Annotated in this window: 16 protein-coding genes; 11 read left to right on the top strand and 5 right to left on the bottom strand. The window is 63.5% G+C overall.

Going from position 1 to position 24,888, the window contains the following annotated elements; translation table 11 throughout:
* Positions 1-57: 57 nt before the first annotated feature.
* The gene (locus VJZ71_00990; GenBank protein HKQ46626.1) at positions 58-786 is read left to right on the top strand and encodes a CPBP family intramembrane glutamic endopeptidase; all 729 of its coding nucleotides are present in this window, start codon (positions 58-60) and stop codon (positions 784-786) included.
* Between the two features lie 12 nt (positions 787-798).
* Here the strand turns inward: VJZ71_00990 and rimO are convergent, their stop codons facing one another.
* Positions 799-2,235: a 30S ribosomal protein S12 methylthiotransferase RimO gene (rimO, locus tag VJZ71_00985; protein ID HKQ46625.1), complete on the bottom strand. Its 1,437-nt coding sequence runs from the start codon at positions 2,233-2,235 to the stop codon at positions 799-801.
* Between the two features lie 134 nt (positions 2,236-2,369).
* Here rimO and lpxA point away from each other — a divergent pair, with 134 nt between their 5' ends.
* The 4 genes from lpxA (at position 2,370) to VJZ71_00965 (ending at position 6,952) form a co-directional block, all read left to right on the top strand.
* Complete coding sequence (gene lpxA / locus VJZ71_00980) at positions 2,370-3,182, top strand: acyl-ACP--UDP-N-acetylglucosamine O-acyltransferase (protein ID HKQ46624.1); 813 nt, start codon at positions 2,370-2,372, stop codon at positions 3,180-3,182.
* Between the two features lie 110 nt (positions 3,183-3,292).
* Positions 3,293-4,429, top strand: a complete 1,137-nt coding sequence (locus VJZ71_00975) for a hypothetical protein (GenBank protein ID HKQ46623.1) — start codon at positions 3,293-3,295, stop codon at positions 4,427-4,429.
* A gap of 24 nt (positions 4,430-4,453) precedes the next feature.
* Complete coding sequence (locus VJZ71_00970) at positions 4,454-5,761, top strand: RnfABCDGE type electron transport complex subunit C (protein HKQ46622.1); 1,308 nt, start codon at positions 4,454-4,456, stop codon at positions 5,759-5,761.
* Between the two features lie 9 nt (positions 5,762-5,770).
* Positions 5,771-6,952, top strand: coding sequence for an RnfABCDGE type electron transport complex subunit D (locus VJZ71_00965; GenBank protein ID HKQ46621.1), 1,182 nt, complete (start codon positions 5,771-5,773; stop codon positions 6,950-6,952).
* Positions 6,953-7,465: 513 nt separating this feature from the next.
* Here the strand turns inward: VJZ71_00965 and VJZ71_00960 are convergent.
* Complete coding sequence (locus VJZ71_00960) at positions 7,466-8,917, bottom strand: MraY family glycosyltransferase (GenBank protein ID HKQ46620.1); 1,452 nt, start codon at positions 8,915-8,917, stop codon at positions 7,466-7,468.
* Between the two features lie 148 nt (positions 8,918-9,065).
* On the opposite strand from VJZ71_00960, the gene VJZ71_00955 reads away from it, so the two are divergent.
* A complete protein-coding gene (locus tag VJZ71_00955) occupies positions 9,066-12,629 on the top strand; it encodes a PD-(D/E)XK nuclease family protein (GenBank protein ID HKQ46619.1) in 3,564 nt (1,187 codons plus the stop codon).
* A complete protein-coding gene (gene addA, locus VJZ71_00950) occupies positions 12,622-16,338 on the top strand; it encodes a helicase-exonuclease AddAB subunit AddA (GenBank protein ID HKQ46618.1) in 3,717 nt (1,238 codons plus the stop codon). The genes VJZ71_00955 and addA overlap by 8 nt, the downstream gene beginning before the upstream one ends.
* Before the next feature lie 14 nt (positions 16,339-16,352).
* On the opposite strand, the gene VJZ71_00945 is transcribed toward addA, so the two are convergent.
* The gene (locus VJZ71_00945; protein ID HKQ46617.1) at positions 16,353-17,015 is read right to left on the bottom strand and encodes a hypothetical protein; all 663 of its coding nucleotides are present in this window, start codon (positions 17,013-17,015) and stop codon (positions 16,353-16,355) included.
* On the bottom strand, positions 17,005-17,928 hold the full coding sequence (locus VJZ71_00940) for an amidohydrolase family protein (protein HKQ46616.1): 924 nt from the start codon (positions 17,926-17,928) through the stop codon (positions 17,005-17,007). Before VJZ71_00940 ends, VJZ71_00945 begins: the two co-directional genes overlap by 11 nt.
* Positions 17,929-18,282: 354 nt before the next feature.
* Here VJZ71_00940 and VJZ71_00935 point away from each other — a divergent pair, with 354 nt between their 5' ends.
* From VJZ71_00935 to VJZ71_00925, 3 genes are all read left to right on the top strand, one after another.
* Complete coding sequence (locus tag VJZ71_00935) at positions 18,283-19,005, top strand: choice-of-anchor J domain-containing protein (protein ID HKQ46615.1); 723 nt, start codon at positions 18,283-18,285, stop codon at positions 19,003-19,005.
* Between the two features lie 229 nt (positions 19,006-19,234).
* Positions 19,235-20,176 carry a PP2C family protein-serine/threonine phosphatase gene (locus VJZ71_00930; GenBank protein ID HKQ46614.1) on the top strand — a complete coding sequence of 314 codons (942 nt, stop codon included), beginning with the start codon at positions 19,235-19,237 and terminating at the stop codon, positions 20,174-20,176.
* A gap of 76 nt (positions 20,177-20,252) precedes the next feature.
* On the top strand, positions 20,253-22,484 hold the full coding sequence (locus VJZ71_00925) for a prolyl oligopeptidase family serine peptidase (GenBank protein ID HKQ46613.1): 2,232 nt from the start codon (positions 20,253-20,255) through the stop codon (positions 22,482-22,484).
* On the opposite strand, the gene VJZ71_00920 is transcribed toward VJZ71_00925, so the two are convergent.
* On the bottom strand, positions 22,481-23,665 hold the full coding sequence (locus tag VJZ71_00920; GenBank protein HKQ46612.1) for a cysteine desulfurase family protein: 1,185 nt from the start codon (positions 23,663-23,665) through the stop codon (positions 22,481-22,483). The genes VJZ71_00925 and VJZ71_00920 overlap by 4 nt on opposite strands.
* A gap of 73 nt (positions 23,666-23,738) precedes the next feature.
* Between VJZ71_00920 and VJZ71_00915 the strand changes: the two genes are divergently transcribed.
* Positions 23,739-24,797, top strand: a complete 1,059-nt coding sequence (locus tag VJZ71_00915) for an N-acetylneuraminate synthase family protein (protein ID HKQ46611.1) — start codon at positions 23,739-23,741, stop codon at positions 24,795-24,797.
* Positions 24,798-24,888: the final 91 nt, after the last annotated feature.

The following is a 24,888-nucleotide window of genomic DNA, read 5'->3' as shown; positions in this document are numbered from 1 at the left end:
TCCGAGAATTGACTGTTTTTTGTAATTGTGAACGACTCGCTGCAAACGAAGAAACACATGGTTATCGCGATTCAAGGTGATAACGGACTACCGGCGCGGAGGCGAAAACTGGATAGTTGGACGTGGTTCGCGTTGTTTTTCGCGTTGGTTGCTTACCCGGCAGCGTACTGTGCGGGGTATGTGGGTCCTCTGATCCACGAAATCTTCCGAGGCAGCCGGGCGCATTGGTGGTATTTTTGGCTGCTCGTGCTGGCCTTTCATTGGGTGCCGCTCGGCTTCGTCTGGTTGGCGCTCAAGAAAAACCGCGAGCCGTGGTCGTCGATCGGTGTGGACTGGCGCTGGTATCGGCGCTGGTGGTGGGTCTTCGCAACGATCCTCGCCGCACTTATCGCCGCGGCGTTCGTTGCGCCCGGCCTTCATTATCCTGACGGTCTGCCGCGGATCGGGCGCTCCAAACCGCAATTCATGATTCCGCTTTCGACGCCCGAGCGGCTATTTGTCATCTTTGTCGCCTTCACGGCCGGCGTGACGGAGGAGGTGCTGTTTCGCGGCTTCGCCATTACGCGGCTGACTCGCATCGTGGGCTCGCCGTGGCGGGCGCTTCCCATTACCGTCGTATCGTTTCTCTTCATTCACGGTACGCCGCGGAGCGTCCAAATGTGCGTGGTTTACGCCTTCGCGGGCCTAGCATTCGGCGTGCCATTCATACTCATGAAACAGCGCCGATTGGAAGTATTGATTCTGATCCACTTCCTCATTGACGCGGGGATGGTGCTGGCGGACTGAGTTGTTTTGTATTTAGCGAAGGATGGGCAGGCCCATTGTGACAGCCCTGGCTCGCAGATCGTAGCCGCCGTGACCCGTCACGCGGACGTTGACGAACTCGCCGGGATCGTGTTCGCCGCCCTCGACGTAGGTGACGCTGTCGACATCGGGGGCCTGGCCCTGGTGGCGGGCGGGATAGACGCCGTCCTTTCCGAAATCGTCAATCATTACGCGCAACGATCGGCCTTTGGCGGAGGCGGCTCTGGCGAACGCGACTTCCTGTTGGATCTGCATCAGTTCCATGACGCGGTGCTCGACGGTTTCCTGCGGCAAAGCACCCTTCATCCGATGCGCGGGTGTGCCCGGTTCGCTGGAGTAGGGAAATACACCCATCGCGTCGAAACCGAAGTCGCGGACGAACTCGCACAGCTCGCGGTGCTCCGCGTCGGTCTCGCCGGGGAAACCCGCGATGAAGGTCGTACGGATCGCCACGCCCGGAATTCGCTTGCGGAGTTTCTCGAGCAGGACCTCCGTTTCTTTTCGCGTAACGCGGCGGAACATCGCCTTGAGCACGCGATCGTTGATGTGTTGCAGCGGGATGTCGATGTACTTGGCGACTTTGTCGCAATCGGCGATCGCGTCGATCATTTCATCCGCGAAATCCGAAGGGTAGGCGTACATCAGGCGAATCCACTCGATGCCATCGAGCGTTTTCATCTCGCGCAGCAGTCCCGATAGCCCCGGCTCGTAGCCGATGTCCATGCCGTAGCTGGTCGTGTCCTGTCCGATGAGGTTGAGTTCGACGGCGCCGTCGTCGATCAGCTCGCGGGCCTCGGCCATGATCTCGTCGACGGATTTGCAGTGCATCGGTCCACGGATGGAGGGAATGGTGCAGAACGTGCACTTCTGGTTGCAGCCCTCGCTCATGCGCAGGTAGGCGTAGTGCGTCGGCGTCAACCGCAGGCGCGCTCGATCAGACTTGTTCGCGTCGATCCATGACGCCGAGTGATACTCGCCGAGGAACACGGTGCGGCCGTTTTCCGATGTGCTCTTATTTTCTTGTTTTGATTTTCCGCCACGGTGGATCTTCGATTTGACTTTGCGACTTTTTGATTTTTCGCCCAATACGGCCCGAACGATGTCGTTGCGATTATTGACGCCCACTAGCGCGTCGATCTCGGGCACGGCGTCGACCAGCCCCTGACCGTCGCGCTGCACGAGACAGCCCGCGACAACGAGCCGCTTGACCTCGCCGCTTTTCTTCTGTGCGGCGGCCTCCTTGAGCACTTCGATGGCCTCGTCGCGCGACGCCGAAAGAAAGCCGCAGGTGTTGACGACGACGACGTCTGCCGCCCCGCCATCGCCGACGATCCCGCACCCCGCCTCAGCAAGGAGGCCGAGCATCTTCTCGGAGTCGACGAGGTTTTTCGGGCATCCGAGGGAAACAAAGGAGACGTTGGGTGCGGTCACTCTCGATAACTCCGTGCGGCAATGGCCCGATTATAGCCGGTACAACCGCTTTCCGCACTCGTCATAGGGGCCGGCTTGAGTTAGAATCCGGTTGCTATTGATTTCCGAGTTGGACTCAGGAGTACGCCGACCAGATGCCCATCCACCCCACCGCCATCATCGATAAACAGGCGCAGATCGATCCTTCCGCTGACATCGGCCCGCACGTCGTCGTCGAGGGGCCGGTCAAGATCGGTGCAGGCGTCAAGATTTATCCGAACGCCTACCTGTCCGGCTGGACGGAGATCGGCGAGCGCTGCGAGATCCATCCCGGTGCGGTCGTCGGGCACCTGCCGCAGGATTTTCACTTCAGCGGCGAGCGGACGTACTGCCGCATCGGCGCGGGCACGATCATCCGCGAGTTCGCCTCCATCCATCGGGGGACGCAGCCGGAGTCGTCGACGATCGTCGGGGAGAACTGCTTTATTCTCGGCTACGCGCACATCGGCCACAATTGCGAGTTGGGCAACGGCGTGAAGGTGTATAATTGCACCGGGCTGTCCGGACACGTCATCATTGGCGACAACGCCATCGTCAGCGGCTACGTCCTGGTCCACCAATTCGCGCGAATCGGGGAATATGTGATGGTCGGCGGCGGGGCCCGCGTGACCAAGGATGTGCCGCCTTACATGAAGACGCTGCACGAGTCGCAGTGCGTCGGGTACAACGCGATCGGTCTTCGCCGGTCCGGTGAGTTCAAGCCCGACGAAATCAACGAAGTCCGCGAGGCCTACCGTACCCTGTTTCGCTCCGAGTTGCCCTTTCGCAAGGCGGTTGAGGCGTTTACCGAGAAGGCGCGAACGCGGACGGGTAAGCGGATCATCGAGTTTCTCGGATCGCCGTCCAAGCTGGGCTTTATCGGCGGGCGAAAAGCAGCCGAACTCGTGGAAGCGGCGGAAGAGGAATAGCGCGGCGATACGGGTTGCCTCTTCGCATACTTCGGCTATCGTATAAGTCACTCGTCGGCAGCCTACGGACGGGCTGCTGCACCCTCGCTGGATTGGGAGTCAACCGGCACATGGCCAACGGGACGAGTTCTCCACCGATTGCACTCGACTACGCCGCCCGACCGGAACGCGCCCGACTCGGCGTGACCGAGCGGAATTTCCTCCGCGCCGGTCTCTATACCGCGGCGATCGTGTTCATCTTCTGGTGCGGCTACTACTTCGAGCGGAGCATCCTGCACCGCCACCCCGCCGATATCCGCTTCATTCGCGAGGCGTCCGAGGCGGCGATGCGCTACATCACCATCCCGCACATCGTCATCGGGTTTCTCTTCATGATCTCCTCGCCGAAGAACCAGAACCTGCGGCAACGGCTGTGGGCCGCAGGGCTGCTCATCGCCGGGGCGGCGTTGTGCACCCTCTATTGGAAAGGCGGCGGAAAGGCCAATCTACTCCTCTACAGCGGCGTCTATCTCTATTTCCTCGTCCACGAACTTCGCGACGAGGCAATGTTCTACACCGTCCTCGGCGAGGCCGCGCCCATCGCCGACAAGACGGCGTTTAAGGGGCTCGTGCGCTGGATGACCGGGCTGATCGTCTTCACCATGGGGGCCTTCGTATGGGCGCCGATCCCTTTCGGGCTCTATTACAAGAAATTGACGGAGCCGACTTCGGCCCTGGCGAACTGGGCGACGCTGAACGCCTCCTGGTTGGACGGTTCCATGTCCCTGCCGCTCAGAATCGCCTTGAGTGTGACACCGTTCGTGCTTTCCGCGGTGGGATTTGCCATCGTACTCCGGCATTTCGCCGCCCGGCTCAAGTATCCCGACGTGCAGACTCTGTTTCGCAATCACGCCGTCCTCTTCAAGGTCATGTTCGGCGTCGCCGCCGTCCTAGGCCTCTCTCTCATACTCACGGCGCGGGCGTACTCGCTCATCCTTTTTCACGTCGTCGCCTGGTACATCTTCGCGGCGTACCAATTCGCGAAGCACCCCCCAAAAGCGCCCTCACAAGGTTGGTGGACATGGATGCGAACCAGCGTCCGCGGGTTCAAGACGCTGCATATCGGCATGGTGGTCGTGTTAATGGCTATTGGCCTGGTCTGGACCATTGGGCTGGATCGCACTTCCTCACTGGCCTGGCTCCTGGCCCCGGAATCCTTCCTCTACTGGACCATCCTGCACATCACGGTTAGCTTCGTGCCTCGTTAACCGACAGTCCTGAGTTACACACCGATGTCGTTGTTGCTCAATTTGCTGGGGCCGCGCCGTGGATTCGACGGCGGCCTCTTTCTGCCGGACCATAAGGCGATCACCGCGCGCCGCCTGAGCGAGACGCTGGCGGTCTCGGTTCCCATGCACATCCCGCTCCAGGTCCGCCAGGACCTCGCTACTTCTTCACTGGTAAAGCCCGGCGAGCGCGTGCTTCGCGGTCAGCGCTTGTCGCAGCCGACTTCGACCGACTCGGTGCCTGTTCACGCCCCGACCTCCGGCACGATCACCCGGCTCGACCGTGTTTGGACCGCCCATGACGGCTACCTGCCATGTGCGATCCTGGAACCCGACGGTCAGGACGAGGCGTATCACCATGCCTGGGATTGGGGCGATGAGTCGTTTATTGCGCAGCTCGCCGAACACGGTGTCGTTGGTCCGCAGCCGCGCGGGCCGGCCCACGTCGTCATCCGGCAGGCCACGGCGGCCGGGGTGACCGATCTGATCGTCAATGGGATGGAGACGGAACCCTATCTGACGGCCGACTTGCGGACGATCGTCGAACAGCCCGGGCGCATCGTGGACGCGACGTGCGAGATTGCCGACGCCCTGGGCGTTCGCCGGGTGATCCTGGCCATTCCGTATCGGCACCGGCGCGTTACGCGGCGCATCGAGTCGGAGGCGATGGGCCGGTTTGTCGAAGTCGTGCCCTTGGCGAGCTGTTACCCCCAGTGCCACCCGACAATCTTGATCAAAACACTGCTCGATCGGGAAGTGCCGCCCGGCGGAACCGGATTGGATGTCGGCGCCGTCGTTCTCCCGTTGGCGCTCGTTCGCTCGGCGGCCGACGCGATCTTTGACAACCGCCCCATGACGCACACGTTATTGACGATCGCCGGCGATGCCATTACGCGACCCGGAACCTACCGAGTTCCCATCGGCACGCCCATCGCGCACCTCGCCGAACGGCTCGGCGATTCAGGCGAGATGGCTCGCGTCATCAGCGGCGGCCCACTGACCGGCACGGCATTTTCGCGAGGGGACTCCGTCGTGTCGGCCGACATGACCGCGCTCCTGTTTTTCTCCGGCGCCGACTGGCGAAGCCCGATCCCGTGCATCCACTGTGGCTGGTGCGTCGAGGATTGCCCGATCGGTCTCGATCCACCGGCGCTCGTGCAATTAGAATCACAACCGAGCTGCGCGGCGGACGCGTTCGCGGAGCTTTCGGCCTGCATTGGGTGCGGGCTGTGCAGCTACGTCTGCCCGGCCGGGCTGCCGCTCTCGCAGACCATTGAGCGTACCCAGCGCCGCTTCGCGTCCACGAAGAGATAAGCCCACGACATGAGCGCAGCCATCATGACGTTGCCCGCGATCTTGTCGCCCGACGCGCCGCCGCATCGAATCAGCGGTCATTCCCACCATGATATCCTCCGCGCCTGGACCTTTGCAGCCACGGTCGCAGCGGTCTGGGGAGTCGCGCTCTTCGGTCCCGCCGCACTGGTTGTCATCGCCTCCGCCGTCAGCGCCGCCATTGTCACCGACTTCGCCATTGCCTTCGCTCGCGGCCGGCCGGTCGTCGGCGGACTGACCCATGCCGGGTTGATCGGCCTGCTTTTGGCCCTCACGCTTCCCGCGACCGCCGCATGGTACATCGCCGCGATGGGCTCGATGATCGCCATCGTTGTGGGCAAGGTCCTTTTCGGGGGACTCGGTCATTACCTCTGGCACCCCGCGCTCGTCGGCCGCGTCGCCGTGCAGATGCTCTTCGTCAACAGCCTGGCCATGACCGGTCAGAATGTCGCCATCCCCCTACTGACGCGCGGCCATCTTTTCACCGGCGACTTGGGTTCGGCCCGGCGGATTGAGATGTCGGAGTATCAGGGCTGGACGTTGGAGCCGAAGACCGCCCCCGGCGACGCGCTGCTCCTGGAGCCGCCGGTCTCAGCCTTGCGCCGCTTTGCCGACGGGAAGATCAAACCCGACGACGAGATGATCTTTGAGCCGTTGCTCCGAGATGCATTGCCTCCCTGGCACGACACAGTCCTGGGAACCGTTCCCGGCGCGATCGGCGAGACGTGCACACTGGCACTCATCGTCGCGGGCCTGTACCTGATTTACCGCGGCTATCTGCGCTGGCACGTGCCGGTCGCGGTGCTGGCGGCGGCGGGCATCGCGGCGGCGATTCTGCCGGTCAAGATCGGGACGGAGGGCGAGGGATACTACTGGCTGCCAATCTTCGCCGTCGAACAGGGCCGCGCCGTGGGCATGGCTTACGTGCTCTACCACCTGACGGCCGGGCAACTGATGCTCGGTGCGTTTCTGCTGGCGGGGGATATGACGTCGACGCCGATGCGGGCTCTGGGGCAGCTTGTTTTCGGGGCGGGCGTCGGCGTGATCACAATCTTTATGCGCCTCTACGGCGTCGTGGAGGGGGAGTGCTACTGGGCGATCCTGATCATGAATACGTTTGTCACCTTCATCGATCGGAGGATGAAGCGGCCGGTGTTGGGGATACCGGAATGAAAACAGTCTACAGGGTTAGTCTCTCCTTCTCCGCCTCTTTTATTCTACGACTCCATTCGAGTTTGACGTCGTACAAATCGTATGATCGTCCACACTCCGGGCAAGAGTGTACTGAAGGCAGTCCTATTAGGGGATATCCGCACTTGAGACACATTTCGTAATTCATCGCTTCCACTTTCTTTGTCCATGCGAATCGCCTGATTCGTAGTCTTTCAAGGAGCAATCTAAGCCAGACCCACGTGGTCAAGATGATGATTGAACAAATCCAGCCGGGGACGCTGAGAAAGTGTCGCAATAGGAGAATCGAGATGGCAATGAGGCAGCCAAAAAACGCGACCCGCCTGCCCTCTCTGTAGTGCCAGTTTATTCCGATGTCTAAGACGAATTGCTCCGCCAGATAAGGCATGGAATTTCTGCCTGCGCGCGACGCGTGCCCAAGCCGGCGTACCCACCAAATCCATGCCTCCACACAATACGCTGCGGCAAAAGCGACAATTATTATTAAGGCTTCACTCATTGAGTGGATAGACGTTGGCCTACCAATCCGGCCAGTTCCTCAACCAAGGACCGCCGCTCAACATCGAGTTCACCATCCGACGATAACGTGAACCGGACCTTTCGCCCTTTGGATAGCGAGACTTCGAATCCCTGGCCCTTGTCGTCTAGCATTCCTGGTTCTATCCACGACGTCTCCGCCCCCTCCACTGTGACGGCGATCTCCCGGCAGCCGATTTCGGGCGCGATGATGGCCAGCGCCCGGACCAGCTCCTGGGGGTTGGACGCCTGCGCGATCTTTAGCCGCGCCAGGTTCGCCGCCGCATGGAGGACCTTCGTCTCCTGGCGACCCGACCACCGGGCTGCCCATCCGCCCCATTCCAAGTAGCCGAGGACTCGTGCCGAAAACAGGGCCATGAGGATGACACCAAGGATGATGAGCCCCAGTACGAAATGGTGCGCCGTCATGGCCGCCAGGCACAACACGCAAACGATCACGCTCGCCGCGTAGATCTGGATCGCCGCCGCCGACGGGCTGCGGCCACGATCGACGAGGCGATGGTGGATGTGGTCGCGGTCCGAGGCGAAGAGCGGCTGGCCCCGCACCATCCGGCGACCAACGGCGAGCAGTGTGTCGAAGATCGGATATCCCAAGGCGAACAGCGGCACGAGGATCAGCACGACTGTGTGCGCCTTCTGCGCGGATTGCAGCGAGGCCAGGGCGAGAAACATTCCCAACGACAGAGAGCCCGTATCGCCGAGGAACACGCGGGCCGGGTGGAAGTTCCAGCGCAGAAACCCCAGCAGCGAGCCGGCCAGGAGCACCATCATGACCGTCATGTAGTGATTGCCCAGCCAGATCGCGACGATGGCGTTGACCGCCGAGGCGAGGAAACAAATCCCGGCCGCCAGTCCGTCCAGGCCGTCCGTCAAGTTGATCGCGTTCGTGATCCCGACGATCCAGAGAAGGGAAGCCAGTACGCCGACGGCGACCGGCAATTCCACCGAATCAAACCCCGGCAGCGTGATCGCCTGGACGCGAAAGCCCAGCGAAACGGCCGCGATGGCCACGACGGTCTGCACGAGGAGCTTGATCTTCGGCCGAATCTGATGCCGGTCGTCCACCATTCCCAAGAGGACCATGCAGCCCGTGCAGGCCAGCAGGCCGTAAACGTAAGCGGCCTTTTCACGCAGCCGCTCGCCGACGAGGTTTTCCAGGTTCAGGGCGACCAGCGTTCCGCCCGTCACGACAAGGAAGATCACGACACCGCCCATGGTCGCAGTCGCGCGTTCGTGACGCTTTCGGCCGCCGGGTTGGTCGACCCAGCCCAGCCGCGTGGCGAGGAGGATGTAAATCGGCGTGGCGGTTGCGGTGGAGATCACCGCAGCGAGGAACAGGATGAAGTACGACGTGAATTGATAGAAATAGGTGATCCATTCGGGCACGGCGGCAAGCAGGGCGACAGACATGGGGGCAAGGGCCTCCGACTCGTTCGTGCCAGGTTACTTTCTTGACCGTCAGTGCGGCGACGCTCATTCTATATCGTCGCTCACAATCCTGCTGCGCTAGCATCCGTTGTGACGGCGTCGGGTATCCAAGCACAGGTAGGTTTTCTTCATGGCGGTTCGCCTGATTGCCGGTCGGGCAGGTAGCGGGAAGACGCATCGATGCCTCGCGGGCATCGGCGAGGAATTGGCCCGCAGTCTCACGGACGGCCCCCAGCTGATACTGCTGGTCCCCGAACAGGCCGCCTTGCAAATGGAGCGCGGACTTCTGGCGCGGTCGCCGTCGGGGGCGCTGGGTCGCTGCGAGGTGTTGAGCTTTCGGCGGCTGGCCCATCGAATCCTAAGCGAGGCCAGGATCGGTGGACCGATTCCGACGCCGCTTACCCCGATGGGCCGGCAAATGGCGCTGCGACGGCTGATCCAGCGGCATCGTCGACGCCTCCGCGAATTCGGCAAGGTCGCCGAGCGGCCGGGATTCATTGCCGCTGTCTCGAGCGGGATCGTCGAGTTGCTTCAGGAAGCCGTGACCGTCGATCAACTCGACGGGGCGGCGCAAGCGGCTGAGACGGCGGGCGATCCGTCGGCCCCCCGGCTGCACGACATGGCCCTGCTTCTGCGGGCGTATCTCGACTATCTCGGCGACGATCGCGTCGATCCGGAGAGCGTGCTCGATCTGGCGCGGGCGCGGCTCGACGCGATTGAGTGGCTGCGGGGGGCGCGGGTCTGGATCGACGGATTCGCGGGATTGACGGAACAGCAGATGCGAATGATCGTCGCCCTGGCGCAGCGGGTCGCGCATATCGACCTGGCCCTGCTCCTGGATCCCGATCACCGGCGCGCAGGCGAATTCGAAGTCGAGCCCGACGACGTTTCGCTCTTTGCCCGCACCGAGCGAACGTGGTTTCACCTCGCGCGGGCCATTCGAGATGCCGGAGTGACGATCGAAGAACCGATCCTCCTTTCCGAGAAGAACTGCCCGCGATTCGCGAACGCGCCCAGCCTGGCCTGCCTGGAACGTCATCTCTTCGCGCCAATGCCCGGGCGCTCTTCCCTGATTCCGCACTCCGAATTCCGAATTCCGAATTCTGCCCGGCTCCTCGAGGCCCCCGACCGCCGCGCGGAAGTCGCCGCCGCCGTGCGGGCGATCGTCGATCTCGTACAGCGAGGTGATCGCCCGTTGCGATTCCGCGACATCGCCATCATCGTCCGCGATCTGACGCCCTACCACGATTTGATCTCCGCCGAGTTGGCGGCGCACCACATCCCGTTTTTCATCGATCGGCGTCGCCAGACCTACCATCACCCGCTCGTGCAACTCGTCCGCGCGACGGTCACTATGCGGGCCGACGGCCCCTTCGATGCGGCCATGGCCATGTTGCTCAAGACTGGTCTGTGCGGTTTGCCGGACGCTGAAGCCGACGCACTGGAAAACTATCAACTGGCCCACGGGCTTTGTACGCCCGCCTCCTGGGAAGAAAACTGGACGTATCCCGCCCAGCCCGGTGATCGCCGGCGCTCGGCGACGCCCGCGGCGGTCCGCGCCCTGGCGGAGGTCAATCATTCGCGCCGGGCCCTTATGGACCGAATCGGCGACTGGTGGCCGAGCACTCCCTCTCCCTCCCAGGGAGAGGGCCGGGGGGAGGGTTCGAAAACGCCGAATGCCCCCTGCCGCGACTGGATCGCCCAACTCTACGCCCTGCTGGAGCGGCTCGATGTACGCATGACCCTGGCCCGCTGGTGCGAGGCCGCTGCGACCCGCGGCGAACTGGATGAGGCCGAGGAACACGAGCAGGTGTGGGCGGATCTTGTGAAGCTGTTCGATGAGACCATCGCCGCCCTCGGCGACGAGCCGATGAGCGGCCGGCAATTTCAGGAAATCATCGAAACCGGTCTGTCTGAGTTCACGGTTGGCCTCGTTCCCGCGACACTCGATCAAGTGCTCGTCGGCTCGATCGAGCGCAGCCGCCATCCGCCGGTCCGCGCCGCTTTCGTATTGGGTATGGCCGAGGGGCAGTTTCCGCACCGCGTCGGTGAGGATTCCATCTTCGGCGATGACGATCGGGCCAAGCTCGCAGAGGCCGGCGTGGCGCTCGGGCAGACCCGCGCGCGGCAGCTTCTCGATGAGCGAATGCTCGCCTATGTCGCGGTGACGCGGCCCAGTGAGTTCCTATGGGTGAGCTTTCCGCGGGCGGATGAGAAGGGATCCCCGCTGCCGCCGTCGCCCTACTGGCCCGCGATCCGGGCAGCGCTGCCGGATGTTTCGGTTGAAAAGTTGGAAGAGAGCGAGGCCGACGATGGGGCGATCGATCCGCGTTCGATCTCCACTGTCGGCGGACTGGCCGGGGGACTGGCTGCGGGATTACGGCAATTTTGCGAGGAGAAGCTCGCGGCGGAGGCCGCCGGGCAGTGGCTCGCCCTGTACAAGTGGGCGCGCAGGCATGGCGCGATGCGCGGGCCGCTGGCCGCAGCGATGACGGCCCTGCGAACGCCTCCGGAAGCACGGCTCAGTCCCGCCATGGCCAACGCGCTATGGAGCAAGCCCTATCGCACCAGCGTCAGCGGACTGGAGCAGTTCGCGCAATGTCCATTCCAGCACTTTGCCGCGCGGGGGCTTAATTTGGAGCCGCGCGCGGCGCACGAACTGACGCCGATGGATCTTGGCCGCATTTATCATCGCGTCCTTGAGCATTTCGTGGTTGAACTCATGGATAACGGCAAGTCGCTTGCCGACGTTCTGCCGGAGGACATTGCCGGCAGTTTGCTCCGGCTCTGCAAAAAGATCGTGCCAGAGTACGCCGAGGAGCTTCGCCTGGAGGAGGCCCAGGGCCGGATGACGATTCGCCGCGGTCGACGCGACCTCTCCGCCGCCGTGGCCGGCCAGCGATCTTCCATCGCCCGAACGCCGCTGCGCCCCAAACTCGCCGAGCGGTCCTTCGGGACGGACGCCCCGGGTGCGCTGCCGTCGCTGGAACTGACGACGACCCACGGCGTCGTGCGTCTGCGCGGCGTCATCGACCGCGTCGACCTCCTGCCCGCCGGGTCCGATCACCTCGCTGTCGTGTTTGATTACAAACGCTCCGTTGGGAAACGGCTGAGCCTCGACGAGGTCTACCACGGTCTGGCGCTGCAATTGCTCGCCTACCTGCTCGTCCTGCGCGATCACGGCGGCGCGCTGGGGAAGGGCAGGATCATTCCCGGCGGCGCATTTTTCCTCCCGCTGCTCGCCGGCCTCAAGAGCGTCAAGCACCCTCGCGAAGTCGAGAAGGACGGTTTCGATCCGCATAAGGGTTTTCGGCCGCGCGGCGTCGTGGACTTCGATTGGATCGACCACCTCGATCCTAACTTGGACTGCGGTCAAAGCAGGATTTTCAACGTGTTTCGGACAAAGGATCGCAAGCTGGGGAATGTGGAGCATTCCGATGCCGTGGGCGACAAAACGTTTGGCGGACTTCTCGATCACGTTCGGCGGAAAATGACGCAACTGGCGGAGGACTGGATCGCGGGCACCATCGCCGTCCGTCCATCTCAGCACGGCAAGACGATCGCCTGCACGCGGTGCCATTTCACGTCCGTCTGCCGGTTCGAATACGCCGCCCGCCGCGCCCACGCCCTCGACGAAATGAGCCGCGCGGAAGTTTTGGAACGGATCGCGCAGGAGGGCCGGGGCGATGAGTGAGATTCTCTGGACAGATACTCAACGCCGCGCGATCTCGACGATCGATCGCAGCGTGCTGGTTTCCGCCGGGGCGGGAAGCGGCAAGACGGCGGTATTGGCCGAGCGCTGCGCGGCGCTGGGGGCCGACGCGCGACTGGGTTGCGGCATCGATCGCGTGCTGGTTGTGACGTTTACCGACGCGGCGGCGTCCGAGATGCGCAGCCGAATTGCCGTCGCCCTGCGGTCGCGCCTGGCCCGGACGCCGGCGAATCCCTGGCTGCAACGGCAACTCGCCCTGCTCGACGGTGCGGCCATCTCCACCTTGCACTCCTTCTGCCGCCAGATTCTGGGCAAATACTTCGCTCATGCCGATCTCGATCCGCTGATGCCGCTGCTCGACCCCGCCGACGGCCGTCTCCTGCGCAAAGAGACCGCCCAGGAGGTTTTCGACGAGTACGGCCGGCGCGAAGACGCGGAAGGCGAGGCGTTTGTGGACTTCGTCTGCGCGTATGGCCCGACGAGCGAGCAGGCACTGATCGAATGCGTCCTACAAATCGATGAATTCCTCAATTCGATTGTCGATCCCGAGGCGTGGCTGCAACAATCGCTTGATGCGCTGGCGGAGGGCGGCCGCGGATTGTCGGACGTCTGGAGTAAGCGCCTCGCCGACGTCATTGACCGGGAGCTTTACGAGCTATCGCGGCTGGTCGAAAGTCATTTGGCGGCGATGACTAGTGCGACGGGGCCTGTGCAGGATTGTCGCAAAAGCCTGGCCGAATTCGCCGCCGCTCTGGACGGATGGCGCTCTCAATTGCGCCGATCAACCGACGACAGAACGCTCGACGCAGTTTGCCACGAAGGGATTGGCAAATACAAGTTCCCGAAGATCCCCCGCCGGAGCGATAAACTGGATCGGGCCGCGCTCGGTGCGATTGAAACCTTGTACACTATCCGCGACGACCTCTTTCGCAAGCGACTCTGCGATTGCCTCGGCCCGTTCACCGTCGCTGATTGGGCGGACGGGCTGGCGAGAATCCGCCCACAAGCTGAGATTCTGGTGACGCTGGTCCGTGCGGTGCGCGACGCCTATCAGAAGGCCAAGGCCGGTCTGGGCGTCATGGACTTCGGCGATCTCGAACGCCGGGCAAGGAATTTGCTGGCCGATGAGTCCAACCACGTCGCAGCCCAACTGCGCGATCGTTTTCAGCACGTGCTGGTCGACGAATTTCAGGATATCAGCCCTGTCCAGGCCGACGTCCTTCGCCTCGTCAGCCGTGAAGCCGAGGCCGATCGACCGGCGAATCTCTTTACCGTCGGCGATGTCAAGCAGAGTATTTATCGCTTCCGATTAGCCGAGCCGATGCTGTTTCTGAATCGCCGAGGACAATTCGCCCCTGGCGGTGATCGGGGGGCCGCCATCGACCTCGTCGAGAATTTCCGCAGCCGACCGCGACTGCTCGATGCCATCAACGCGCTCATGGAACGGCTCATGGCCGCGGATCTGGGAGGCATCGACTACGACGATGCGGCCCGGCTTCGCCCCGGTCCCTGCCCCCCCGGCAAGCCCGTCGACGAAACGACGCCCGTTGAACTGCACCTGCTTGAAGATAAACCCGGCGCCGTCGAAGAGGAAGACGAGGACAATGAACCGACCGACGGTGGTGCGGCGGACTGGTTGCGCATTGAGCGCGAGGCCTACGTCGTCGCCCAACGGATCAAGGCACTTGTCGCCGAAGGCGCGGCGTACCGCGACATTGTTATTCTTCTCCGCTCCATGAAGGCCCGCGTCGGTGCCTTCGCCCGGACGCTCTCCCGCGCGGGCATTCCCGTTTACACGGACACGGCGGGCGGGTTCTTTGAAACCCGCGAGGTGCGAGACCTCCTCTCCCTGCTAACCCTCCTCGACAACGCACAGCAGGATATCCCCCTGGCAGCCGTGCTTCGCTCCCCGCTCTTCGGACAACCCTTGACCGACGACGAGCTGGTCGCCATTCGGATTGCGGCGCGCGGGCCGGACGCCGATGCTCGTTTCCACGTCGCCGTCGCCGAATACGCGCGAAGCGGCAGCGACACTTCGTTACGCCCGCGACTGGCGAACATCTTCGAGCGCATCGACCGTTGGCGGCAGTGCGCGCGCCGCCGTCCGCTTGCGGATGTGCTCTGGCAGATTTACGAAGAAAGCGGTTACCTCGCGTATGCCGAAGGCCTGGCCGACGGCCGCCGGCGCCGCGCGAACCTCCTGCAGCTTCATGAATATGCCCGGCAATTCGGCGGATTCCGGCGGCAGGGTCTCTATCGCTTCCTCCGGTTCATTGACGGCCTGGAGGGCGCGGGTGAAGACCTCGAACCGGGCACCCCCGCCGCGCCGGGGGGGGACGTGGTTCGCATCATGTCCATCCATCGCAGTAAGGGGCTGGAGTTTCCCATCGTCATTCTTGGCGAACTGGGCAAGGACTTCAATCTCCAGGACGCGCGCGGCAGCATTCTCTTCGACCGCAAACTTGGACTGGCCTTGAAGGCCGTGGATCTCGAGCGCCGCATCACCTATCCGACGCTTCCGCACCAACTCGTTGCCCGGGCAATTCGCACCGAATCCCTCGCCGAGGAACTGCGCATTTTTTACGTCGCGCTGACCCGGGCGAAGCAGCGGATTATCCTCGTCGGCTCGCACGCGCTCGACCGTCTGCAAGAACTTCGCGACCGATTGGCCGCTCATAGAGGCCCGCTACCGCTTTCCGACCGCCTGGGGGCGGGCAGCGTGATGGACTGGACACTCGCTGCACTGGCCTGTCAACCGGCGCCCATGGTGCAACTCACGCCGGCCGATCTCGTCTCCGGCGCCCCGCTCTTCGCGGTATGTACATACGATTTCCAGTGCATGAAAGACTGGAAGCTGGAGGTACCGCCGCCCACGCGGCATACAGAACTGCTGGAGAAGTGTGCCGCGCTAGGAGACCTCCCGACGCCCGCGCCGGATTCTGACTTCTCGGAACTGGTGCGGACCATCGAACGCCGCTTAGTGACGCCTTATCCCGCGATGGCCTTGACGCGGGTTCCGGCCGTTGCGGCGGCGACAACCCTGAAACGACGCTGGGACGCCATGGTCGATCCCGACGAGCCGACTGCGACCTGGGCGCCGGCGCACGCCGCAGCTTACTCCGGCGATCGCTTCCGCCCGCCTTCGAGTTTGCATCCGGCGACACAGGTTGACCCGACAGCGCGCGGGACATGGACGCACGAATTCCTCCAGCGCGTCGATTTCCGTCGCCCCTGTGACGCGGCGGACCTGGCGGGCCAACTCAGCGCTCTGAGTGATGCCGGCCTGAATACCGCCGCGCAGGCTGCGCAGATTGATCTGGACGCCATCGCCTGGTTCTTTCAGACGCCGCTCGGGCAACGCCTGCGACAGGAGAAGACCCGGGTCCTCCGCGAATGGCCTTTTGTCATCGGCGTGGACCCCTCACGTTACGAGCCCGGCGCAAGAAGGGTCGATACGGACGACGTCCTGCTTGTCCGCGGAATCCTCGACGGTCTCTTCGACAGCGGCGAGGGCTGGGAGATTCTCGATTACAAGACCGACGGGATCGACGCCGCCCAGGTGCCCGCGCGCGTGGAGGAGTATCGCGGTCAGCTCGGCATCTACGCCGCCGCGGTCAAGGCGGTGTGGCAATCGGACGCGAAGAAACGCTGGCTCGTGTTCCTCACCCCGCGCCGAATCGTCGAAGTTTAGTCTCAATCGTTTCGCTAGTTGCTTGTGACCGGCGGCCCCACCCTGCGGCGAACCTCGCGCATTTTTTCGACCACGCGCTTGCGATCCTCGACGGCCGTGAATTCCCCGGTCAGCCGGCACGGACCAAACAGGTCCGGCGGTTCCTTGACGGTCCGCGCGGGATAGAGCGTCGCGGATTCAATGTTCCCGCGCATAGACTTTTTGTCCATCGAGGGTGCAAACCAGACGAAACCCGCCCCTTCGTAGGTGATGCTTCCCGCGCCGGTCGTCAAACAATAGACAATGTTTGCGTTGGTCTGGCTGCGCTCCGCGAAGCTTGTGCCCGGCTGCGCCTTCCAGAAGACTTCGACTTGCAGGACCTGCGACATCCACAGTTCCTGGTCGGGTGCGGACGCGTCACTGGGTTGAGTCGCCGCCGATTCGCCGACGACCTCCGGCGTCACCGGAACCTGCACCGGCTCAATCTCAAATACAAACATCCAATTGTGATCGGCGTTGACGCAGTAGTATCCCGCGTCGAATTGTTCGCGGTAGACTTCCGGCGCGGTCGAGCGGAAGGAAACCACTTCAAACTGCGTCACCGGCGATTGACAGCCCCCGACGATCAGCAGCGAAACGAGCGCCGCTCGCGCCCCTCGGATCCTCTCCGGAATCGCGGCGAAAAATTTACGCGTCATGAGCGTCGACCAGCGTCCCGCCAGCCGCGGGATCCGTTGCGGCCGTGGGCGGTCCCAGGCCCAGCAGTGCCAGCGTATCGCGCTCCACGATCGAGGCCAGATGCGGCCGCGGAACCGTCGGCAGATTGGTGCCGGTTACGAGTTGGTTGATGCGGTAAAGCGACTCGATTGCGGTCGTGGCCTGGGTGTAGGGAAAATCGCTGCCGAAGAGCAGCTTGTCGATCACGCCGTATTGATACGCCGACAGGAGCGCGTTGTACGCCTGCCACGGCTGGTGCATCAGGGCGCTGATGTCGGCAAAGAGGTTAGGATGCTTGCCGAGCATCACCACGCATTCCTCAACCCAGGGATACCCCATGTGGGCAATCACCAGCTTCAGCCCCGGCAACTCGCGCGCCACTTCGTCCAGCAGGACCGGCCGGCCGAACTCCATTTTGCTGTGGACACTGAAATGGACGCCCTGGTCGATGAGTACCGGCATCCTGAGCCGCGCAGCCTCCGCGAAGACCTGCATCGCCCGGCTGTCGGCAGGGTGGAAATCCTGCGCCGCCGGCGAGACCGTGATCGCCTTCATTCCCAGCTCATCATGGGCGAGCTTGAGGTCCGCGAGTGCCTCCGGCAGGTTGGTGGGGTCGATCGCGGCGACGCCCACCAGTTTTTCCGGATGTTGCTGGACGTAATTCGAGATCAACTCCGCGGGGATCTCAGCGCCCAGGTAACGGCTTTTGAATCCCAAAACAAAGCTCTTATCCACCGGCTCGCTCGCCAGATAGTGGCTTTGCATCGAGGCATCAGGCCACCCCCCCGCCAAAGGGGTACGCACGCCGCGCTGCCCCCGGCCTGGCGATTGACCCCCTTCAAGCCCCAACTGGTGCGGCGACTCCCAGATATGTGTGTGACAATCCACGATCATGGTGGAGCACTCCGTAATTCGTTCAACTGGCTCTCATTTTCCGCCGAGCTTATCGCACCCTGCCGCTCGGGGTCAATCGGGACCCGTGACCACGGCCTTTCGGACGAGGCGGGGATTGACTTCCCTCGGCGGCGGGCGATAACATATTGCAGGACGAACAGTTGGGGGAAAAAGCGCCCTGCCTGTTCAATTATTCACGACGTTTGACGGCATCCGAACACGGTTCGCCGTGGTCGGCGTGCACAAAAAATGCGCGCCGCGCGAGGAGAGGGTATCGGATTGAGCAAGGCCCCCTTTAGGCTTGGCGAAAGGCACGGGCTGATCCCCTGCGCTGGTCGGTGGGCTGCCGCGCTCGTGATTGGTTTATACGCAACGACCGTACGCGCGCAGAGCTTCTCGCAAAACTATGAAAGCGTATGCTCCGGCACGCTCAGCAACTGCCCCTCGCTCACCGGCGCGGGATGGGTGCTCAACGCGTCAACCAATCTGAGCAACGCGCCCGGTCAGACCGGCTGGTTTCAGGGCGTGGCTCAAGACCCGCCATTCTTCGGATCACAATCCGGCACCCCCGCGTCGTACATCGCCGCGAATTTCGCGAACACCGGTGATAATCCCGGGGCGATGGACACGATCAGCAACTGGATGTTCGCTCCGGCGCGGGTGTTTAACAACGGCGACACGATTTCTTTCTGGACTCGTACCGTGACCTTTCCGAGCTATGCGGATCGGCTGCAACTTCGTGTGAGCCTCGCGGGCAACGGCACCTCGGTCGGCAGTTCGGCGACCGACGTCGGTTCTTACGATTTGGCGCTGGACATTAATCCAACGTACCTGCTCAGCGGCCCCGGCTCCTATCCGACATCGTGGACCCAGTACGTGTACACCATCACCGGGCTGGTGAATCCGACCCTGGGTCGGTTCGCCTTTCGGTACTTCGTCGAAAACGCCGGCGCCGGCGGGATACGCTCCGACTACATCGGCATCGACAACGTCCAATACATCGCGGTCCCCGAGCCGTCCGTCCTCGCCTTATTCACCCTTCCCGCCCTCTTGATTCGGGGGCGCCGACGGCGCTGACCGTCGGGCTTTCCATCCATCAAGCGACAGCCTTCTATCTCCGAGACCCTCCCGGGATATCGTGCCGGTTCGGGGCGTCAGAATTGAGAAAACCGAAGTCGTCTGTCGCAAAACGGATTAGGCCGCCTGGAGTTGGTAACCGCGTCAGCCTCTCGGCATCCAACCTCTCGAGGCGACGATGTTTTTCTTGCCGTACAATCCCGAAGACCGCTTTCTACGGACCTTTCCAATGCCCGACCCACACACCCAGACAATGCAGTGCATGGAAGTCTGGGGCGGAAACCAGCCCGCCGACAGCGGCGTCATCATGCCCGGTCTCGACGCCTGGGTGTACAGCCGCCCGCACGGCGACGCGACCGGCGGAGGCGACGTGCACTATGTCTCCTCCTGTGCGACCGGGCGCATCACTCGGCTGCTCGTCGCCGATGTCAGTGGCCACGGGGCGGCGGTCAGCGAGACGGCGGGCAAGCTACGGTCGCTGATGCGCCGCTACGTGAATTACATCGACCAGACGCGGTTTGTCCGGGCGCTCAACGACGAGTTCATCGCCCTGGCCCAGGAGCAGCGCTTCGCGACCGCGGTCGCCGCGACGTTCTTCGGCCCGACACACAGCCTCGCGCTTTGCAACGCCGGTCACCCGCCACCGCTTTTCTACGAGGCGCGGACGGGCACGTGGCAGGTTTTGGAGCAAGCGCGCAGCCCGTCCTCCGGCGATCCGTCGAACATGCCGCTGGGCATACTCGACATGACGCAATACGAGCAATTCGCCCTGCGACTCCGCGAGGGGGACATGGTCCTGTGCTACACGGACGCTCTGATCGAGGCCAAGGATAAGAAGGGCGAGTGGCTGGGCACGCCGGGGCTGCTAGAGATCGTCCGCGGAATCGACGTGAGCGAACCGGGCGAGTTTATCAAGCGGCTGCTGGCGGCGATCGCCGCCATACGGCCCGGCAACCTCGAAGACGACGACGTGACTGCTCTCCTCTTTCGCCACAACGGCCTCGTCCCACGGATCTCGTTCTTCAAGAAGGCGATGGCCCCGCTCCGCGTGCTCGCCGCCGCCTTCGGCTCACTACGACCGGGCGCTGGTCCGGCCCCGTGGCCGGAGATGAGCCTGGCGAACCTCGCCGGCGCGAAGGCGAAGCCCGTGAGCGGGAAGGTGGGCAAGTAGTTGCAGTCAAGCGGCTGGCGCGCGAAGATAGTCGAGCTTAGGTTCGTCTAATCTCACGCCTTTTGAGGAGCCGCCTATGTCCCGCCCGATTCTCACCGTTGTCGCCGCACTCGTCCCCGCATTGGCCGTCGCCGCGCCGCCGGACGCCGCCAAGAAGCCCGTGACCGACGCGTATCACGGCGTAAAGGTCGTGGACGAGTACCGCTGGCTGGAAAACTGGGAGGACCCGGCGGTCAAGAAGTGGTCGGACGAACAAAGCACCTACGCCCGGGATTACCTGGACAAGATCGCCTGCGTGCCCGCGCTCCGCGAGCGCGTGACGGAGCTGGAGAACGCGGTCGGGCCGCGGTACCTGGCGATTCGATTCGCCTCGGGGACGTACTTCGCGGCCAAGAGCGTGCCCGCCATGCAGCAGCCGCAGATCGTCGCGCTATCGTCGCTCACGAGCACGGAGGGCGAGCGTGTCATCGTCGATCCCAACACGCTCGATAAGGAGGGCGGTACGTCGTTTGACTGGTTCGTCCCGTCGCCCGATGGCAAGCTACTGGCCGTTTCGCTCTCATCGGGCGGAAGCGAATCCGGTGACGCCCGCATCTTCGAGGTCGCCACGGGCAAGGAGCGGGCGAACGATATGGTTCCCCGCGTCAACGGCGGAACGGCGGGCGGCGCGCTGGCCTGGGCGGCCGATTCCAGCGGTTTCTATTACACGCGCTACCCGCGCAAGGGCGAACGCTCCGCCGCCGACATGGACTTCTATACCCAGCTCTACTTTCACAAGCTCGGTACATCGACCGAGGGCGACACCTTCCAGACCGGCAAGGACTATCCCAAGATTGCCGAGATTGCCGCTGAGGTGAGCCCCGATGGTCGCTGGGCTTTGACCAACGTGCAGAACGGCGACGGCGGCGAGTTCATACAGGATATCCGCATGCCGTCGGGTGAATGGGTCCGCATCAGCAAATGGGATGACCGGATCGTCGAAGCGAAGTTCGGCCACGATGACGCAGTCTATCTCGTCAGCCGCAAGGACGCGTCGATGGGCAAGGTGCTGCGCCTCGCCTTGAGCAAGGACAAACGGCCCGCACTCGTCGACGCAAAGGAAGTCGTCCCAGAGCAGCGCGACGCGTCAATCGAGACCTATTTTCCCGACCGGGGCGGCATCTATCTGACCAAGTCCCGGCTGCTGGTGCTCTATCAGATCGGCGGGCCGAACGAGCTGCGCGTCTTCGAGATCGCCGCCGGTCAGGCCAAACTCCATGGAAAGGTCGATGCCCTGCCGATCTCGACGACAGAACGCGTGGAGCCGCTGGAGGGCGACGCGGTCGTCTACCTGAATGACAGCTTTGTCTCTCCACCGGCTTGGTACACACTCAATGCCGGTGGAAGTGCGACCAAGGCCGAGCCGACGGCGCTGAAGCAGGCGGCTCCCCCGTATATGCCGGAACTGGCCGTGCGGCGTGAGTTCGCCACGAGCAAGGACGGGACTAAGGTCCCGCTGAATATCATCGCGCGAAAGGACGTCCTCGACTCCAAGAAGCCCGCACCGACGATGGTCTGGGGCTACGGCGGCTACGGCGTCAACGAGACGCCCGGCTTTTCGCGGCGGATCGTGCTCTTCTGCGAGCAGGGCGGAATCTATGTCGTCACCAACATCCGCGGTGGCGGGGAGTACGGCGAGCGCTGGCACCTTGAGGGCAATCTGACCAAAAAGCAAAACGTCTTTGACGACTTCCAGGCCGCGTGCCGGCACATGATCGACAAGGGCTACACGACAAGCGACAAGCTCGCCATCTTCGGCGGCTCCAACGGCGGGCTTCTGATGGGCGCGACGTTTACGCAGCAGCCCGACCTGTGCAAGGCGGTCGTCTCGGCGGTCGGAATCTACGACATGCTCCGTGTGGAACTCTCGCCGAATGGGGCGTTCAACGTCACCGAATTCGGGACGGTCAAGGACAAAGCCCAATTCGATGCGCTGTACGCGTACTCGCCCTATCATCGCGTCAAGGATGGGACCAAGTATCCGGCAATCCTGTTCATGACGGGCGCGAACGACCCACGAGTAGACCCGATGCAGAGCCGGAAGATGACTGCGCGGATGCAGGCGGCGCAGGCGAGCGTCTCCCCCGGTCAGGGCGGCCCGTCGCCCGTCTATTTGCGCACAAGCGGCAACACCGGGCACGGCATGGGAACGCCCCTCAACGCGCGAATCGAGCAGACCGTTGATATGTTCGCGTTTTTATTCGATCAGCTCGGGGTCAATTACGTAAGGCCCGGGTCAAATCAGCAGTCCCGGGCGACAGACTATTAGCCTGCTGCCTGAGCGAGTTGCTTGACGACCGCGTCAATCTCCTCCCGCCCCGTCGGATGCCCCAGCGAAAATCGGATGGTGCCAACCGCCCGCTCGCGCGAATAGCCCATCGCCATGAGAACCCGCGAGGGCTTGGCGTCGCCCGCGTGGCAAGCGGCGCCGGTCGAGGCGCAGACGTCGGGCATTTTTGCGAGGATATCGCCGCCGACGTGGCCGGGGAAACTGACGGACAGCGTGTTGGGCAGGCGGAGCGTCGGATGGCCGTTGAGCAAGATGCGGTCGCCGAAGGCCTCCGAAAGGCGCTGCCAGAAGTGGTCTCGGAGGAGGCGTATACGGTCGATCGAGCTCGTTGCGCTGTCGTGCTTGCTCGTTGTCGAACCCTCACCCCGACCCTCTCCCTGGGAGGGAGAGGGAGAAAGGTGCTCGCGGGCCAACTCCGCGGCCTTGCCGAGACCGGCGATGAGGATGACGTTTTCCGTGCCGCCGCGACGGCCGGACTCCTGCGCGGCCCCGTGGATCAGCGGCTCCAGCTCGACGCCCGCGTGGACGTAAAGCGCGCCGACGCCCTTGGGGCCGTACATCTTGTGACCGGCGATGGAGAGCAGGTCGGCGGACATTTCATCGACAGTGACCGGCAGCTTGCCCATCGACTGGGCGGCGTCGACGTGAAAAAGGACACCGCGTTTGCGGGCGATTTGGCCGATTTCGGCGATGGGCTCGATGGTGCCGACTTCGTTCTGGGCGTGCATGACGCTGATGAGGATCGTGTCGGGACGGATCGCGCGGCGGATGGCGTCGGGATCGACGAGGCCCGTCGGGTCAGCAGAGACTTCGGTGCGCGTGAAGCCGTTGCGCTCGAGGGCGCGCATCGGTTCGAGCGTCGCAGGGTGCTCGACGACGGTTGTGACGAAGTGACCGCCGCGCTCTCCCCGTCGGCGGGCAAGGCCCTTAATCGCGAGGTTGCTGGCCTCGGTGCCGCCGCTGGTGAAGATGATTTCGTGCGGCTTCGCGCCCATGAGCGCGGCGAGGGACGCGCGGGCGCTTTCGACGGCGGATTTTGCCGCGCGGCCAAGCGGATGACTGCTGGAGGGGTTGCCGAACTGCGACTCGATGAAGGGCCGCATCGCCTCGGCGACGGCGGGGTCGATCGGCGTGGTGGCGTTGTAGTCGAGGTAAATCATGGCCGAATGCCGGGCCATATTCTCGCCGATGGGGCAATCAAGCACCATCCCCTTGGAGGTCGATGATTCGGACATGGAGAAACGGCCAACAGTGAGGATAGGAGGGCGGCTTGTCGGCGAAGAGCACGGCGTTTTCATTATCGCCGAGGCGGGTGTCAACCATAATGGAAGCGTCGATGCCGCGCACCGCCTCATCGACGCGGCGCGCGAGGCTGGGGCCGACGCTGTTAAGTTCCAGGCATTCTGCGCGGACCGGCTGGTCGCCGCCGATGCCCCGCTGTGCGACTATCAGCAAGCGCGGGCGCAATCTGGCAGCCAACGTGAGTTGCTCCGCCGGCTTGAACTTCGCCGCGATGATTTCGCGGCCCTCAAGAAACACGCGGATGCGGCGGGAGTGGCATTCCTGGCGACGCCGTTCGGCCTTGACGAGTTGCGAATGCTCTGCGATCTGGGCGTGCCCGCGATCAAGATCGCCTCGCCGGATCTGGTCAATGTGCCCCTGCTCGCGGCGGCGGCCGATACCGGCCGGCCGATGATCCTCTCGACCGGCGCGAGCGAGCTGGCGGAAGTGGATGCCGCCGTCGAGACGCTCTTCCAACGCGGTGCGACGGATCGGCTGGTCCTCCTGCACTGCGTATCGTCTTACCCGACGCCACCGGCCGACGCGCGGCTGCGCTGCATCCGGACGCTCGCGGACCGCTTCGCCGTCCCCGTCGGCTTCAGCGATCACACTGCCAGCCCGGACATCGGCGCCGTCGCCGTCGCAGTGGGCGCGGCGGTGCTTGAAAAGCACCTCACGCTCGATCGCCGTGCGGCCGGGCCCGACCACTTCTTCTCCCTGGAGCCCGAACCCTTCTCCAGGTATGTCGCGGCAGCCCGCCAGGCGTATCAGTCACTCGGCGATGGCAACATACGCTGCTGTAGCGCGGAGCGGCAGGTCCGCGAACTCGCGCGAGGCAGCGTCGTGGCCGCGACCCATATTCCCGCCGGCAAGCGATTGACCTCCGACGTGCTCGCCATTCGCCGGCCGGCCGGCGGCATCGAGCCGGCTCAATGGACCACGCTTCTCGGCCGCGTGGCCAAGACCGATATTCCCGCTGACACGCGACTGTCCTGGGCGATGCTTCATTAGCCGAATCCGGCCTGGGCGGGCGCAACATCTGAATCGCCTCACCCCTGATACCGATATTCCCTGAACACGACAAACAGCCCGCGGCCATCGG

The sequence above is a fragment of the Phycisphaerae bacterium genome, assembly GCA_035275405.1.
Lineage (GTDB): Bacteria > Planctomycetota > Phycisphaerae > UBA1845 > UTPLA1 > DATEMU01.
This window is presented reverse-complemented; position numbering and strand designations above follow the sequence as displayed.

Bases quoted from the DNA above. Each gene is read 5' to 3' on its own strand.
- VJZ71_00990 (HKQ46626.1), top strand. From the start codon at position 58: ATGGTTATCGCGATTCAAGGTGATAACGGACTACCGGCGCGGAGGCGA.
- lpxA (HKQ46624.1), top strand. From the start codon at position 2,370: ATGCCCATCCACCCCACCGCCATCATCGATAAACAGGCGCAGATCGAT.
- VJZ71_00975 (HKQ46623.1), top strand. From the start codon at position 3,293: ATGGCCAACGGGACGAGTTCTCCACCGATTGCACTCGACTACGCCGCC.
- VJZ71_00970 (HKQ46622.1), top strand. From the start codon at position 4,454: ATGTCGTTGTTGCTCAATTTGCTGGGGCCGCGCCGTGGATTCGACGGC.
- VJZ71_00965 (HKQ46621.1), top strand. From the start codon at position 5,771: ATGAGCGCAGCCATCATGACGTTGCCCGCGATCTTGTCGCCCGACGCG.
- VJZ71_00960 (HKQ46620.1), bottom strand. From the start codon at position 8,917: ATGTCTGTCGCCCTGCTTGCCGCCGTGCCCGAATGGATCACCTATTTC.
- VJZ71_00955 (HKQ46619.1), top strand. From the start codon at position 9,066: ATGGCGGTTCGCCTGATTGCCGGTCGGGCAGGTAGCGGGAAGACGCAT.
- addA (HKQ46618.1), top strand. From the start codon at position 12,622: ATGAGTGAGATTCTCTGGACAGATACTCAACGCCGCGCGATCTCGACG.
- VJZ71_00945 (HKQ46617.1), bottom strand. From the start codon at position 17,015: ATGACGCGTAAATTTTTCGCCGCGATTCCGGAGAGGATCCGAGGGGCG.
- VJZ71_00940 (HKQ46616.1), bottom strand. From the start codon at position 17,928: ATGATCGTGGATTGTCACACACATATCTGGGAGTCGCCGCACCAGTTG.
- VJZ71_00930 (HKQ46614.1), top strand. From the start codon at position 19,235: ATGCCCGACCCACACACCCAGACAATGCAGTGCATGGAAGTCTGGGGC.
- VJZ71_00925 (HKQ46613.1), top strand. From the start codon at position 20,253: ATGTCCCGCCCGATTCTCACCGTTGTCGCCGCACTCGTCCCCGCATTG.
- VJZ71_00920 (HKQ46612.1), bottom strand. From the start codon at position 23,665: ATGATTTACCTCGACTACAACGCCACCACGCCGATCGACCCCGCCGTC.
- VJZ71_00915 (HKQ46611.1), top strand. From the start codon at position 23,739: ATGGAGAAACGGCCAACAGTGAGGATAGGAGGGCGGCTTGTCGGCGAA.